Genomic DNA, 14,517 nt, shown 5'->3' with positions numbered 1-14,517 from the left:
CAGCGATGGCGGTGGGTCAGCTGCAACGCTGTTCACTGTTGGATCGCTATCGCCGGCAAGCCGGCTCCTACAGTGGGCGCAGGTCAGCGGGTGTACTCGGTCAACGCTGGGTTGGTGAGATCAAAGGCAGCCGCATGCCGTTGGGTGAGAGCACGTCGTGCAATCGGGCCGATAATTTCTAAAACGCCGCCGGAGTAGCCCTTCAATGCAATGGAATACCTATTCATCGACCCATCAACCGTTATCCGATGATCTGGTTGACGGTATTCAAAAAGTGATCCGCTTCACCCTGCCTCACGACTACGTTGATTGCGTAAAGCGCTATCACGGCGGGCAACCCGCAGGCCACACGTTGACCATCGAGGTGGATGGCACGCCCTGGAACATCGGTTTCGGCATGCTGCTAACCCTGGACCCCTTCGAGAGCGCGGAGAACATCATCACCGCGCTGGTGACGCTGCGAGAGCATCATCAACTGCCTGAGCATTACTTGCCGATCGTGGTGGGCGGCGGCGGTGATTACTTGTGCTTCGATTATTCCAAAACGCCCGCCTCCCCCACGGTGGTGTTCTACTTTCATGAACTGGAGGTGGCGGAAGGCATGTTTAACGTCGCGGAGTCCTTCACCGCGTTGCTGGGGATGTTGCAACCCGAGGCGTAAGCCCCAGCGCTTGGGATCGACCGTCGCCCTGCCGGTTGGGTATCAACTCTTCCTGAACGTCGGCACAGCAACCTTATGCCGAATGAGCCTGTAAAACTGTCAGCTAGTCTGCCATCGCCTCCGGCAGCGGATGGACCGCTGAGAACCCGTATGCACAAGAGCACTACCTCAAGGGAATGAAGTTCGAATCGGCCGCCATCCGCACCGACCAGTCAGCCCCGGGCGAGCGTGAGTATTACTTCGTGGCCTGTGACTACGAAGGGCCGGAGCCATTTGCATTTTTGAGGATGTCGCAGCGCTACCCGCAACGCCCCCATGCGGTAGGGCCACACTGGAACGCGGACGACTTCTGCCGCGCAAGCTCAGAGAGCGACTGCCCCTTCACAAGTTTCACGCCCGTGCCATAACCCTCTGTGGGAGCCGTCGAGCCCCAGCGAGGCCGCGAAGGCGGCGGCACAGTCAACAGATAGGCCGCCTGACCCACCGCCTTCGCAGCCTCGCTAAAGCTCGACAGCTCCCACAGGGGTCTGCGTAACGACGAAGACCCACTGTAGGAGCTGGCTTGCCTGCGAAAGCGGCAGCACAGCCAACAGATATGCCCCTGCCCCACCGCCATCACCGCCCCACCAATCCCCAACAGCCCCAACCCAGAAGACTCTGTTAACCTGCTGCGCCTGCCCCTTTGCCAGAGCTTCCCATGGCCCTCTCAAAACGCGACATCACGCGCCTCGAACGCGAGCTGGTCACAGCCCTCACCGACGCCTGCGACACCGCCAAAACCGAAATCCCCGGGTTTGAATGGCTGACCCACACCGTCAACCACGCCGACTTCCCCGCCAGCCTGCGCATCACCTGGGTCTTCGACACCCGTGCCAGCAAGGACCACGCCGTGGCCACAGGCCTGGACGCGCGCATCCACGAATTGACCGCCGCCGCCCTGCACAAAGCCCAGCTCCCACCCATGCCGCTGCAACGCTGCATCCAGCTGGACAGCGAAGAAGCCTGCCAAACCCAGCACGGCGGTAATTGGCGTTTGCGCCTCACCCGCTCAGCCAACTAGAGCCCGGCGCCCAACTGCTGGATAATGCCCGCCCTGCTCCCTGCTCGTCGAAAAGGAAGTTCCGTCCCATGAAGTTGCCGTTTTCCGCCGCCCTGCTCGCTGCTGCCTTGCTGGTGCCAGCCGTGTCCCACGCCGACGATGCCCCGCTCACCGACACGCTCAAGGCCTTCACCCGTTGCGACGAGAGTTTCTTCAGCAGCCTGAATACCCACCGTGACGCGTGGCAGGCCTATGCGCCGCTCAAGCAGGACAAGAACTTCAGCTGGATCGCCGTGCGGGATCGCACCAACCGCCAAGCCAATGCTGTACCGGTGAGTGCGCCGGCCATCGCGGGTTTGAAGTTGCTGTCGTACAACGATGAAGTCGCCGATCTCGGCCCGTTGGGCCTCTACTATTACTGGGGCTTCGTGGTGGACGGCGGTCTCGACGAGGTCGCCCAGCGCCTTGCGCCGCTGATGGAACAACGCGGCGCGCTGATTAAAACCGAGGGGCAATACAGCCGCAGCGAGCTGAAGGTGGGCAACGGCTGGCAGTCGATCAAACCCATGCTGGGCAAGGCGCCGGGCCTGCGCCATGTAGAGCGTGTGCTGATCGTAGAGCCAGAGAACACGCAAGGCACGCAAACACGGGTGAGCTGTTCGGTACAGGGCGGCGTCAACGCCGGGATCCTGGCCGTGTTGCGCCCGGACATCGCGCCGGTGGACTACCCGCGCACCGTCGTCGAAACCTCTATCGGCGATGTGCCGGTGCCCGCCAACGTGCGCCAGCAACTGGACGTGCCGCTGTTGCAGCCCAGGTTCAAGACGTTGAGCTACAGCTACGTGTCGAAGGACGGCAGTGGCAAGGACAACCCGGTCAGGGTCACCTTCAACGCCGAGGGCGGCTTGCTGCGCAAGAACGAAGCCTACGGCGAGGCGTTCAATGTGGACCGCCTGATGCTCGCCGATCTGGTCCAGCTGAAATCAAAAATGAACGGCTTGGGCGCCGACCAGGTCATGCAAACCCAGTCGGCTGAATTGAAGGTGCCGAGCCGTTGGGCCCCCGGCCAAACACTGAGCGCTTACATGAAAATGGCCTATGTGCCCGTCAAGCCCACCGACAAACCGACCGACACGACCTTGACCTGCCAGGTGGGCGAGCGCTTCCCGGCAAGCCAAGTGTTTGCGTCGTTGACGGGCGATGCGATCCGGCTCACCTGCGAGCAGGGTGACTATAAGTCCACCCGTGCGTTCATCGAGGACCTGGGCGTCGCCCTGACGCTGGAGTCGGTGTCGAGCAAGGCGCGTATTGTGAATGAATTCACCGCATTCGACGTGGTGCGCTGACTAAAGCCCCAGCCCCTGCAACACCGTGTCGACCTGGCGCTCGAAGCCAGGTCGTTCGAACTTCACCAAGGCCATGCGCCACAGGCCTTGCAGATAGGTGAGGATCACCGTGGCGGTCACTTGCGAGTCCAACGAGGCCGGCAACAAGCCCTGGGCCTGATCCTCACCCAGGCGCTCGGCCATGATGCCGCGCACCGCTTCCAGCCCTTGCTCGGCGCGCTCGCGCAGCTCCGGGTCTGACAACACCACGTCCGTCACCATCGCCGCCACCATGCACAGGGGCGATGGCATCTGTGCGCCTTCCAGGTCATCGAGGATCACGCTGAAAAATGCGCGGATGCCCTCGGCCGCCGTGGGCGCCGCCACCAGGGCTTCCAGGCGTCGCGCCACCACGTCGTCTTCGTAGCGCTGCACGCAGGCCAGGTACAGCTGCTTCTTGCTCTTGAGCGAGTTGTAGAAGGAGCTTTCGCCGATGTCCATCACCTTGAGCAAGTCGCGCAGGCCGGTGGCCACGTAGCCACGCTGCCAGAACAACACCTTGGCCTTCTCGACCGCCTGGTCGTAATCAAACGCTATTTTTCTTGCCATGGGGCACCTGCTGATTCTGTATCGGCCGATACAATATCATTGACGCAGGATTTCTGCTCAGGCTATTTTGTAGCGGCCGTTACAAACAATTCCCCTGGAGACAGAAATGCCCGCAACATACGATTTTTCCGCCCATCGCCCCCTGGTCTTGCCGCCTGCCACCGAGGCCGTCACACCGTTTGAAGTGCACGTGCCCCAGGCCGCTCTCGAAGATTTACAGCTGCGCTTGCGCCTGGTGCGTTGGCCCGATCAGGAATTGGTGGAGGACTGGTCCCAAGGTGTGCCGCTGGAGGCGGCGAAGTCGCTGGTGGACTACTGGCTCAACGGTTATGACTGGCGCCGGTTTGAAGCGCGCTTGAACAGCTTCCCTCAGTTCCGTACGCGGATCGACGGCGTGGGCATCTACTTCATCCACGCCCGCTCGCCGCACCCGAATGCCACGCCGATCCTGCTGACCCACGGCTGGCCGGGCTCGGTGCTGGAGTTTCTGGAGGTGATCGAGCGCCTCACCGATCCGGTGGCCTTCGGCGGCACGGCCGAAGACGCGTTTGATGTGGTGGTGCCGGCGATTCCCGGCTACGGCTTTTCCGACAAACCCACCGAGCAGGGCTGGAACCCGGCGCGTATCGCCCGAGCCTGGGCGGTGCTGATGCGCGAGCGGTTGGGCTACCCACACTGGGTGGCCCAGGGCGGCGACTGGGGCGCGGCCATCACCACTGCGCTGGCCGGCCAGGCCCCCGAAGGCTTGAAGGCAGCCCACGTGAATTTGCCGATGGTGGTGCCGGCGCAGTTGCCCGCCCACCCCACCGAGGAAGAACGCCAGGCCCTGGAAGACATCGAGCGTTACGTCAGCGACAAGGCCGGCTACGCCAACCAGATGAACACGCGTCCGCAAACCATCGGCTATGCCCTGAACGATTCGCCGGTGGCACTGGCCACGTGGATGTATGAAAAATTCTGGGAATGGACCGACAACAACGGCCGCCCCGAAGACGCCCTCACCCGTGACCAGATGCTCGATGACATCTCGCTGTATTGGTTTACCGGCACCGGCACTTCAAGTGCTCGCCTGTACTGGGAAGGCGTGGGCGCGACCATTCGTGGCGCGGACTTTTTCTCGTCGGCCCGGGGTGGTGTGGAGCGCATCCAGGTGCCGATGGGTGCAAGCCTTTTCCCCGCCGAAACCTTCAAGCCGCCACGCGCCTGGGCAGAGGCGGCGTGGGCCAACCTGTTCTATTGGAATGCCGTGGACAAGGGCGGGCACTTTGCGGCCTTCGAACAACCGCAGGTGTTTGCCGAGGAACTGTGGAAGGCGTTCCGACCGTTTCGCGCCAGCGCCGGGTAATCGCGGCCATTGTGTTTTAGCCGTGGTTGCACTCAACTAAGCGCCCTCCCCTCTAGCGAGTATCGACAGTGGAACGTTATGAATCGCTGGTCATCGGTTTGGGCGCCATGGGTGCCGCCACGGTGTACCAATTGGCCAAGGCCGGCGTAAAGGTCGCCGGCATCGACCGGCATCACCCGCCGCACACGCTGGGCTCCAGCCACGGCGACACGCGGATCACGCGGTTGTCGGTAGGTGAAGGCGCGCCGTACGTGCCCATCGTGCGTAACTCGCACCGTATCTGGCGGGAGCTGGAGGCGGTGTCGGGGGAGGCGTTGTTTGAGCAGTCGGGGTTGTTGGTGCTCACATCCAGCGATGATTTCGACCCCAGCGACACTACCGATTTCACCCTGCGCACCATTGCGCTCGCGCAAACCTACGGCATCGAACACGAGGTGCTGGATGCCGCGCAGATTCGCCAGCGCTTCCCGCAATTTGCCACGGTGGCCGACGATTCCATCGGCTACTACGAGCCCGGTGGCGGGTTTGTGCGGCCGGAGCGTTGCATCGATGTGCAGCTCAAATTGGCCGAGCAGCACGGCGCCACGCTGTACAAGGGCGAGACCGTGACCCACATCCGCTCGGATGAGCACGGCGTGACGGTGACCACCGACAGGCGCACGTTGCAGGCGGACAAGCTGGTGGTGAGTGCCGGCAACTGGGCAGGCGGGTTGTTGGGCGCGCCGTTTGATCAGTTGCTCAAGGTGTACCGGCAGCAGCTGTTCTGGTTCGAGCTGGAACCGGGTGCCGACCTGATGGGGAAATCGCCCACCTACATCCTCACCCATGGCCGGGGCGACAGTCAGAACCACTACGGCTTCCCCGCGCTGCCCGGCGAAGGCAGCCTGAAGGTTGCCACGGCGCAGTATCACACCCACTCCACGCCGGAAACGCTGGACCGCACGGTATCCCCGGCGCAGGAACGGGAAATGTTTGAGAGCCAAGTGCAGGGCCGTATTGCCGGGCTGACGGGCAAGGTGGTCAAGTCGGCCGTGTGCGCCTACACGGTGACGCCGGATCATCACTTCATCATCGACCAACACCCGACGTTGCAGCACACCCTGGTGGCGTCGCCGTGTTCGGGGCATGGGTTCAAGCATTCGGCGGCATTGGGCGAAGCGTTTGCCCAGTGGTGCATGCACGGCAAGAGCGAGCTGGATTTGTCCTCGTTCTCCCTGGCGCGCTTCAACATCCCCTAACCCACCCAGGAATTGGCGTAAAACCAACCTCGTAGGAGCCGGCTTGCCGGCGATGGCGGCGGGTCATTTAATGATGGGCCAGCTGACGTACCGCTATCGCTGGCAAGCCAGCTCCTACACAAGAACTTGCGTCAAACCAACCTTGTAGGAGCCGGCTTGCCGGCGATGGCGGTGGGTCATTTAATGATGGGCCAGCTGATGTACCGCTTTCGCTGGCAAGCCAGCTCCTACACGGAAATCTGCGCAAAACCCACCTTGCCGGCGATGGCGATCATTGCAATTAAAAGCTGTGGATCAGGGTGCTGAAGAGGTCGTTCCTGGGCATTTTGCTTAGCGGGATCTCGGCGTTTTCGAACCATTCCTGGCTGGCCTCGGGGTGCGGGCCGCTGAGCACCACCACGCCCTTTTCAAAGGTATACCGCGCCGCCGCTACATCGCCGTTGCGGTAGGTCGCCAGGGTCGTATAGCGCCCAGCCTTGGGCATGTAAGGGCCGTCCTGAAAAAACACCTGATCCGCCTTGCCGCCCCACGTGACCTGCACGGCGGCGTCGACAATACCCGGCACTTCAAAACCGGGGCGGCCGGCTTCGCCGTCTAGGTCTTGGGGGATCAGCCCGAGGTTGGTGTCATCCGCAAGGTACGCCCCCATGCACAACCCCAGGTAGCGACCGCCGTTGGCGACGTAATCACGGATCGCCTCACTGCGCGCTTCCCCCAGGCTGCGCAAGGCGCCGGGGATGTCCTGGCCGCCGCCCGGCTGCACATAGAGGTCGTAACGCACCAGCGTTTGCGGCGTGATGTCGATCGACTCATCCGCCCCCACAAAATCGATGTGGACGTCGGGGTTGACCCGTCGCAGAGCCTTCGCCACGTTCTCGGAACAGTCGTCACACCCCGCCGCTCCCCGATAGATGGCGACACGGGTGATGGACGCCGCGGCCTCGGCCGGTGACGGCAGCAACAGGGCAAATGCAAACAATGGGGCGGCGATGGCTCGCAGGTTCATGGCAATAGGCTCCAGGGCGGACAGCCCAAAGCCTATAGCGATTGCGTCGTCCAATCCGTTAACAGTTGTAAGCAACCCTGCCCAGCGTCACCGGGCAAACGCGTATTCGCCGCCCTGCTCCACCGCCTTGCGATACGCCGGCCGCGCCTGGAAGCGTTGCACCCACGCCGCCAGGTTCGGGTACGTCGGCAACTTGCCCTGGGCCTTGGCGACTTCGCCGATAAAACTCATCTGGATATCCGCCCCACTCAACTCATCCCCCAGCAGGTACGGGGTTTTCCCGAGTGCTTCGTTCAGATAGCCCAGGTAGTTGGCCACCTCCGATTCAATACGCGGGTGCAGCGGCGCGCCCGCTTCGCCCAGGCGGCCGACGTAGAGGTTGAGCATCAGCGGCAACATCGCCGAGCCTTCGGCGAAGTGCAGCCATTGCACGTACTGGTCATAGGCGGCGGTAGCCGGGTCCGGCTGAAGGCGGCCCTGGCCGTGACGGCGGATCAGGTAGTCGATGATCGCGGCAGACTCGATCAGCTTCAGGTCGCCGTCTTCGATCACCGGGGATTTGCCCAGGGCGTTGATGGCCTTGAGTTCCGGTGGCGCGAGGTTGGTTTTCGGGTCGCGCTGGTAGCGCTTGATCTCATAGGGCAGGCCGAGTTCTTCGAGCAGCCACAGGATGCGCTGCGAGCGCGAGTTGTTGAGGTGGTGAACAATGATCATGACGTGCTCCGAAGGGCCAGTGGGGTCTTGGCAAGAGACTACGCCAGCAGCCGAGAGTGCCGGCAAATAAATTTCTAGGCGATACGCGCCATGGTTAGGATAGGCATCGATCTACAAGGAGCCCGCCATGGACCTGAAATTCAGCCACGTCGACATACTCGTCGAACACCTCGAAGACGCCTGCGCCTACTACGCGCGCATCCTCAAAGCGCGTATTTCCAAGACCTTCGTCTGGGAACGCGGCGGTTTGCATGTGCGCTATGCCGTGGTGCTGATGGGCCAGGAGCGCTTCATGCTGGTCCAGCCGATTGCCGGCAACTTGCGCGAGCTGTTGGACGCCCACGGCGAAGGGATGATTTACCGCCACTGCTACACCACGCCGGACATCGAGGTCGCTTACGACGAACTGGTCGCCGCCGGTGTGCAGCCCGAGAATGAAAACGGCGTGCCCCTGGCCCGCGAGAACCTGCAGTCACCCTCCGGGGGACGCATTATCTGGCTGCCTAAACGCTTCGGGCATTTCTCCATGGAGATCCTCGAAGAAGCCACGCTGGAAGCCTTCATCAAGGACGCGTTTGACTGATGGACGCCCATGCCGCCTGCGCCAGCAACGGCGCATGGTCAATCGGGCTGTTCTTGACCCGCCCGGACAACCACGCCCGGGCGTAACTCTCCGCCGCCCCGATGATCAGTGACAGCAACAGCTCGGGCGGAATATGGCTGAACGCTTCACGGCGCTCAGCCTCGCTCATCCACTCGGTCAACTGCCGGTTGCGCTGTTTGTTGCGGGTGAGCAACTCGTCCTTGTGCGGGCCGTTGGCCACGGCGAATCGGCTCTGGAACACAAAGCGCGCCCATTCGGGTTGCGCGTCGACCCATTCCACATAACTGCGCACCAGCGCCTCCACACCGGCCTGGGGCGTTTGCGCCTGGCCCAGGTAGTGCTCGCGCAAGGCGGCCTGGTCTTCCAGCGCGGCAAAAAACAGCGCGGCGACGATGCCTTCCTTGTTGCCGAAATGATGGTAGATCGCGCCCACGCTGGTCTCGCAGCGGGCGCGAATGGTATCGATGGTCGTCGCTTCAATACCCACGTCGTTAAAGCAGGCCAGGGCCTCGCGCAGGATACTGCGTTTGAGGTCGCTGCGCCGGCCCGGAAAGGTGCGCTCGAACAGATCAGGTGCGTGCATGAAGTGGCCCGGCAAATGTACGGAGTCTAAAGCGACAGTGGCCCAGAGAGAAGGCATGGCCTTGACACCTCTGGAATTTACAGAATATTGTTCCGTCACAGAATATTATTCTGTAAATCACCCAGAGGAAAACCCATGAGCCAGTTTCTCACTATGTTCAACAGCGCAGGCCCAGCCGCGTTCAGCCAGATGGCCTGCCAGGTGGCGCCCTACTTCAGCACCATCAACCCGCACATCGCCGAACTGCGCCCGGGGCACGCGGTGGTCAACGTGCCGTTTCGCAAGGAAATCACCAACCACCTGGCCTCCGTGCATGCCATTGCCTTGTGCAACGCGGCGGAATTGGCGGGCGGCACCATGACCGACGTGTCGATCCCTCAAGGGGCCAAATGGATTCCCAAAGGCATGACCGTGGAATACCTGGCCAAGGCCAAGTCGAACATCCGCGCGGTGGCCGATGGCAGTGGCATTGACTGGACGACAGCCGGGGACAAGATCGTGCCGGTGGCTATTTTCGACGAGGGCGAGGTGAAGGTGTTCACCGCCAACATCACCATGAATGTGAAGCTTGCCTGAGGCCTGGGCGGCAGGCTCGGCCTGGGCCGAGCCTCGCTTCACCCAACCGCCACCATCGACCACAACGAAGCCCCCACGCCGGTGATGCTCTCCCCCGCAATCAACCCCGCAGCCGCGGTGATCGCAAAGCGTTCGGTGAGGCTCGGCCAGCGGCAGCTCACCAGCCAGGTGAGGATCGCGCCCAGGGCCATCATCAGCGAGACCGAGGCCGGCAGCACAAAGGCCAGGCCCAGCGCGGCGGCGCTCGGGAGATAACGGGCACGATGGGCGGGCAAGGTGCTGTCCAGAATGCCCAGCAACACGCCGACCAGACCGCCAAGGGCGATGGCCCAGCGGATACTCGTCGACAACGAATCCAACCCATGGGTGAGGGTTTGCGCCACGGCCTTCCAGGTGGCGACGGCCGGTGCCGGCCACTCCTCGGTGAGCAACATGGAGGACGGGTCAGGAATCAGCGCCAGGTAGGCGAACACACCGACGATGCTGCCGATGAAAATCCCCAGGATCTGCGCGATCACCTGTTTGTGCGGCGTGGCGCCAATGGCCTTGCCCACCTTGAAATCATTCATCAAATCGGTGCACTGCCCGGCTGAACCGCCAGCCGTATTGGCGCTCATCAGGTTGATCGGCACCTGCCCCGGCGCGGCGATGCCAAAGCTCAGTTGCGACAGTTGCCCGATCGCCCCAATCGGCGGAATGCCGGTGGCGCCCACCACGCGCGCGGCGACGGCGGCGAGGCAGATTGCCAAGGGGATGGTGAGCAAGGCCATGCCCAGGTGGATGCCGAACAGCAACGCCTGCAGGCTCACCACCAACACGATCGACAGCGCCAAGCCGGCGGCCGGCCCTGGCTTGGGCAGCGTCCAGGTGGCCGCGCCGCTGGCGCGCGTCGAGCGATGCAACGCCCACAAGCGAATCGTCAACGAAGCCAGGGTGGAACACACCATCAGGCTCACCCCCGGCCACAGCAACCACTCCACCAGCGCGGCGAATTGCGGGCCGCTGCTGTCTGTCGGCAAGGTCACCAGGTGCTGCGCCAGCAGCCAGGGGCCGACGCCGCCCCAGGCGAGCAAGGCGCCAAGCAGCAGGGTCAGGCCCACGCGAATACCGATGATGCCGCCGAAGCCCACCAGCAACAGTGACGGGTCAGCGGTAAAGGTCAGGCGCTCCAACGCGGCGCTGGGCGACCAACGTGGGAAGGCCCACACAAAGGTGTCCACCCACTTGACCAGCCCCGACAGCAACGCGGCACTGAGCAGCACTTTCAAACGCGTCGCGGCTTCACGGCCGTGGTTGTAGATGTGCAGCAGGGTTTCCAGGGTGGCCATGCCTTCGGGAAATTTCAGCGCCTTGTCGTTGAGTAACGACGGGCGCAGGTACCAGGCGATCCAGATGCCCAGGAAACTCACCGAGAAGACCCAGGCAATCATCGGCAGCGCGTCCAGCTGGTTGCCGGTCAACAAGGTGTAGGCCGGGATCGGCGCCACCAGCCCGCCGGAGATGATCGACGCGGCGGCCGACGCCACGGTCTGGTTGATGTTGCTTTCGTGCAACGTCCACGGCAGCTGCTCGCCGGAGCGCTTGGCCAAACCCTGGAAAATCGCGTAGCCGATCAGCAAGGCAATGATCGACATGTTGAACGACCAGCCGATCTTCAGTCCGGCGTAGACGTTGGAAGGGGTGAGCAGAATGCCGAGCACGCTGCCAGTGATGACGGCACGCAGGCTCAGTTCGCGGGTGACGGGGCCGTGCGGCAGGGTCGTTGCAGGCATGCGGATTCCTTTCGGCAAGGGAACGGGCTACCTGATAAGTGAGCCCTGCCTGCGCCGAAGGTTCAGGTGGAAGACCTGACCGGCCCCTGAAAACACCTGAGAACAAAATGTGGGAGATTCTGTGTTGTAGGGCAAGCCTGCCCCCTCAACATTTGAATCTGCGCCAGACTCGGAGAATAGGCATAGCGCCAATCCCCTGTGGGAGCGGGCTTGCCCGCGAAAGCGGTGTGTCAGTGGCAGCTGCAATAACTGATACACCGCCTTCGCAGGCAAGCCAGCTCCCACAGGGGGGATGAGTTGTGTCAGCTCAACCCAGGCGGAACCGCGCCGTGTTATCACTCAACGCCTGGCTGCCCTTGCTCAAGGTATCCGCTGCACGGTTCACCGCCCGCGCACCGTCCAACAAACGCCCGGCCGCCTGGTCCACCTGCTGGATATTGCCGCTCACTTCATCCGCCGTCGCCGCCTGCTCCTCCACCGCCGTGGCGATCTGCGCCAGGGTGTCGGTGACGTGCTGCACCGCCCCGGCGATTTCACCCAGGCGGGTGCCCAAGCCGGTGACCGATTCAGCATCCGTCAGTGCTTGTTCACACGCGGCGCCCATCAACGCGACGGCCTGGCTCACGGTGGCGCGCAGGCTGTCCACCGTGCCGGCGATCTGCGCGGTGGAGGCCTGGGTGCGTTGCGACAGGCTGCGCACTTCATCGGCTACCACGGCAAACCCACGCCCCTGCTCACCGGCGCGGGCGGCTTCGATGGCGGCGTTGAGCGCCAGCAGGTTGGTCTGTTCGGCGATGCCGCGAATGGTATCGACCACCGACTGAATCTGTTGGCCTTGCTGGCTGACCTGTTCCAGCGCGTTGGCGGTGTCGCCCAGGCGTTGGTTCAGTTGCTGGATGCTCGCCGTGGTGCGCTGGCTGTCGCGGCTGCTGTCTTCGGCAATCTGCCGGGTCTGTTGCGCGCTGCCCGAGGCCTGCTCGCAGCTCTTGGCGACGCCCATGGAGGTGGCGGCCAGTTGCGTGGCCGCTGCGGCGATCTGGCTGATTTGTTGTTGCTGGTCCTCGACCTCGGTGAGGGTGCTGCCGGACTGCGTGTTGAGGGTGAGCACGGTGGAGCCCAACTGCTGCGTCTCGTGGTTGACCCCCAGCAAGCTGGTGCGCAACTGCACCACGGCGACGTTGAGCGCCGTGCTGATCGCCGCCAGTTCGTCGCGGCCTTCCACCGCCACTTCTACGCACAGGTTGCCGTCACGCAGGGACTCGGCCAGGGTGGTGATGCCGCTGGCGCTGCGGCGGATGGACGCTTGCAGGCACATGAACAGGTACAACGCCGCCAAGGCCAGCAGGCTGAAGGTGGCCACCACCGGGATGAAATGTTTGAGCGAGCGGTCGCGGTAGTAGCCCAGGCGTTCGTCCAGCGAGTTGAGCGACTGGCTGCGCAATGCGCCCAATGCACCGAGCATGCCGTCGACACTGGCGTCGAACGTCGCCATGTCGAGTTTGATGGTGCCGCCGAACACGCCTTCATCCAGAGCCTTGAGTTGGGTGTCGAGCAGTTGCAGGCTGCTGTCGTACTGCACTGTCCATGGCTCCAGGCCTGGGTATTGCTTGGCCTTGAGCGAGGCGGCGGCCTTGACCAGCTGGTCCCGCGCATCGCCGATGCGCCCGCGCAGGTCACGCATCTGCAGGCGGCTTTGCAGGGTGAATTGCCCGGAGGCAATGGACGACTCACCCACACTCGCCGTGCGGCCGATGCGCTCGATCAGGTCGGGGGTGTGCTGGGTGGAGATCTGCATCAGCAGGTAGGTTTCCAGCCACGGGTCGAGGATCAAGCCGGCGTCGAGGGTGATCTGTTCACGCAGGGCTTGCAGGGCGGTCAGCGCAGCGGTGAAACGATCGTAGCCATCCGGCCACCAGCCCACGGTGCGCAGGGACTGGGTGTCCATGCCCTTGACCGTGGCCTGCAACGCTTCGAAGCGCGCCAGGGTGTCAGCGCTGGCGTTCTGGGCTTTGAGGGCCTCGCCAAGGGCTTGCAGACTCTGCTGGATAACGGGGCTGCCGGCGTCCACCTTGTCCATCGCCGCCTGGGCTGCGGGGGTGGGGGCGTGCAGGATGTCGACCGCTTTCCAGCGTGCAGCCAGGTTGCGCTGGGCGGTGAGCTGGGCGTCCAGCGCGTCCAGGGCCAGCAGCTGGCGCACGCCGGATTGTTCGCTGGAAATCACCGCGAGTTTGTCGCGGTAGTCCTGGCCGATCATCCACAGGCTTCCCGCCAGGGGCAGCATGAACAGGAAGAACAGCACCTGGAACTTACGCGCAAAACCCAAGCGCCCGAGCAGGCGGATACCGGGGGACAAAAGACTGTGCATGGCCGACCACTCCCTAAAACAACCCACACGGTGCACCGAGGGGCGAAGCCTTGAAATGACTAGCAGCAAAATGCCATGTCATTGATTAGCTTGGCTCTAGCAAGATACGGGCCGTTGATTGAGAGGCAGGAGATCAGCGGGTTTGCACACTACAGGTGCACAACAAACGCCCTGAAATGGGGCAAAAGCACTCAGCCTTGGGGGCGGACCTGTAACGGATAAACACCCCGATCAACGGTAGAAGCCGGCTTGCCGGCGATCGCGGTGGGTCAATTACCCCAATGCCAGCAGGTATACCGCTATCGCTGGCAAGCCAGCTCCTACACAGGAATCGGCGTCAAACCCCATTTGTAGGAGCCGGCTTGCCGGCGATGACGCTGGGTCATTTGCCCCAGTGCCAGCAGGCGTACCGCTATCGCTGGCAAGCCAGCTCCTACACAGGAATCGGCGTCAAACCCCATTGTAGGAGCCGGCTTGCCGGCGATGACGCTGGGTCAGTTGCCCCTGTGCCAGCAGGTGTGCCGCTATCGCTGGCAAGCCAGCTCCTACACAGGAATCGGCGTCAAACCCCATTTGTAGGAGCCGGCTTGCCGGCGATGGCGGTGGGTCATTTGCCCCAGTGCCAGCAGGCGTACCGCTATCGCTGGCAAGCCAGCTCCTACACAGGAATCGGCGTCAAA

At 63.1% G+C, this 14,517-nt stretch carries 14 protein-coding genes; 8 read left to right on the top strand and 6 right to left on the bottom strand.

Going from position 1 to position 14,517, the window contains the following annotated elements:
• The 4 genes from AC07SU_RS14850 to AC07SU_RS14835 form a co-directional block, all read left to right on the top strand.
• A partial coding sequence (locus AC07SU_RS14850; protein ID WP_494997457.1) for a hypothetical protein occupies window positions 1–182 on the top strand: 182 nt, incomplete at its 5' end.
• A gap of 23 nt (window positions 183–205) precedes the next feature.
• Window positions 206–661 (top strand): SMI1/KNR4 family protein, encoded by a 456-nt coding sequence (locus tag AC07SU_RS14845; protein WP_494997456.1) that lies wholly within the window; start codon window positions 206–208, stop codon window positions 659–661.
• A 697-nt stretch (window positions 662–1,358) separates the two neighbouring features.
• A complete protein-coding gene (locus AC07SU_RS14840) occupies window positions 1,359–1,721 on the top strand; it encodes a hypothetical protein (protein WP_176998684.1) in 363 nt (120 codons plus the stop codon).
• A gap of 68 nt (window positions 1,722–1,789) precedes the next feature.
• The gene (locus AC07SU_RS14835) at window positions 1,790–3,046 is read left to right on the top strand and encodes a hypothetical protein (RefSeq protein WP_494997455.1); all 1,257 of its coding nucleotides are present in this window, start codon (window positions 1,790–1,792) and stop codon (window positions 3,044–3,046) included.
• Here the strand turns inward: AC07SU_RS14835 and AC07SU_RS14830 are convergent, their stop codons facing one another.
• Window positions 3,047–3,634, bottom strand: a complete 588-nt coding sequence (locus tag AC07SU_RS14830) for a TetR/AcrR family transcriptional regulator (RefSeq protein ID WP_494997454.1) — start codon at window positions 3,632–3,634, stop codon at window positions 3,047–3,049.
• A gap of 106 nt (window positions 3,635–3,740) precedes the next feature.
• On the opposite strand from AC07SU_RS14830, the gene AC07SU_RS14825 reads away from it, so the two are divergent.
• Together AC07SU_RS14825 and solA are read left to right on the top strand one after the other, a co-directional pair.
• Window positions 3,741–4,979, top strand: coding sequence for an epoxide hydrolase family protein (locus tag AC07SU_RS14825; protein ID WP_494997453.1), 1,239 nt, complete (start codon window positions 3,741–3,743; stop codon window positions 4,977–4,979).
• Between the two features lie 68 nt (window positions 4,980–5,047).
• Entirely contained in the window at window positions 5,048–6,217 is a 1,170-nt protein-coding gene (gene solA, locus AC07SU_RS14820) for an N-methyl-L-tryptophan oxidase (RefSeq protein WP_494997452.1), read from the top strand.
• A 280-nt stretch (window positions 6,218–6,497) separates the two neighbouring features.
• Here the strand turns inward: solA and AC07SU_RS14815 are convergent, their stop codons facing one another.
• Window positions 6,498–7,223 (bottom strand): BPL-N domain-containing protein, encoded by a 726-nt coding sequence (locus tag AC07SU_RS14815; protein WP_494997451.1) that lies wholly within the window; start codon window positions 7,221–7,223, stop codon window positions 6,498–6,500.
• Between the two features lie 87 nt (window positions 7,224–7,310).
• Window positions 7,311–7,937, bottom strand: a complete 627-nt coding sequence (locus AC07SU_RS14810; protein ID WP_494997450.1) for a glutathione S-transferase family protein — start codon at window positions 7,935–7,937, stop codon at window positions 7,311–7,313.
• A gap of 127 nt (window positions 7,938–8,064) precedes the next feature.
• Between AC07SU_RS14810 and AC07SU_RS14805 the strand changes: the two genes are divergently transcribed.
• Window positions 8,065–8,520 (top strand): VOC family protein, encoded by a 456-nt coding sequence (locus AC07SU_RS14805; protein WP_494997449.1) that lies wholly within the window; start codon window positions 8,065–8,067, stop codon window positions 8,518–8,520.
• On the opposite strand, the gene AC07SU_RS14800 is transcribed toward AC07SU_RS14805, so the two are convergent.
• Window positions 8,501–9,124 carry a TetR/AcrR family transcriptional regulator gene (locus AC07SU_RS14800; RefSeq protein WP_494997448.1) on the bottom strand — a complete coding sequence of 208 codons (624 nt, stop codon included), beginning with the start codon at window positions 9,122–9,124 and terminating at the stop codon, window positions 8,501–8,503. The two genes, AC07SU_RS14805 and AC07SU_RS14800, sit on opposite strands and share 20 nt — an antisense overlap.
• 135 nt (window positions 9,125–9,259) lie before the next feature.
• Here AC07SU_RS14800 and AC07SU_RS14795 point away from each other — a divergent pair, with 135 nt between their 5' ends.
• A complete protein-coding gene (locus AC07SU_RS14795; RefSeq protein ID WP_176998675.1) occupies window positions 9,260–9,700 on the top strand; it encodes a hotdog fold domain-containing protein in 441 nt (146 codons plus the stop codon).
• Window positions 9,701–9,738: 38 nt separating this feature from the next.
• Here AC07SU_RS14795 and AC07SU_RS14790 read toward each other — a convergent pair whose 3' ends face one another.
• Together AC07SU_RS14790 and AC07SU_RS14785 are read right to left on the bottom strand one after the other, a co-directional pair.
• The gene (locus AC07SU_RS14790; protein ID WP_494997447.1) at window positions 9,739–11,472 is read right to left on the bottom strand and encodes an OPT family oligopeptide transporter; all 1,734 of its coding nucleotides are present in this window, start codon (window positions 11,470–11,472) and stop codon (window positions 9,739–9,741) included.
• A gap of 307 nt (window positions 11,473–11,779) precedes the next feature.
• Window positions 11,780–13,837, bottom strand: coding sequence for a methyl-accepting chemotaxis protein (locus tag AC07SU_RS14785; protein WP_494997446.1), 2,058 nt, complete (start codon window positions 13,835–13,837; stop codon window positions 11,780–11,782).
• Between the last annotated feature and the right edge of the window lie 680 nt (window positions 13,838–14,517).

The sequence above is a fragment of the Pseudomonas sp. GW821-FHT05H12 genome (assembly GCF_059419385.1).
Note: the sequence above shows the minus strand (reverse complement) of the source record. Positions and strands in the feature narration are given on the sequence as shown.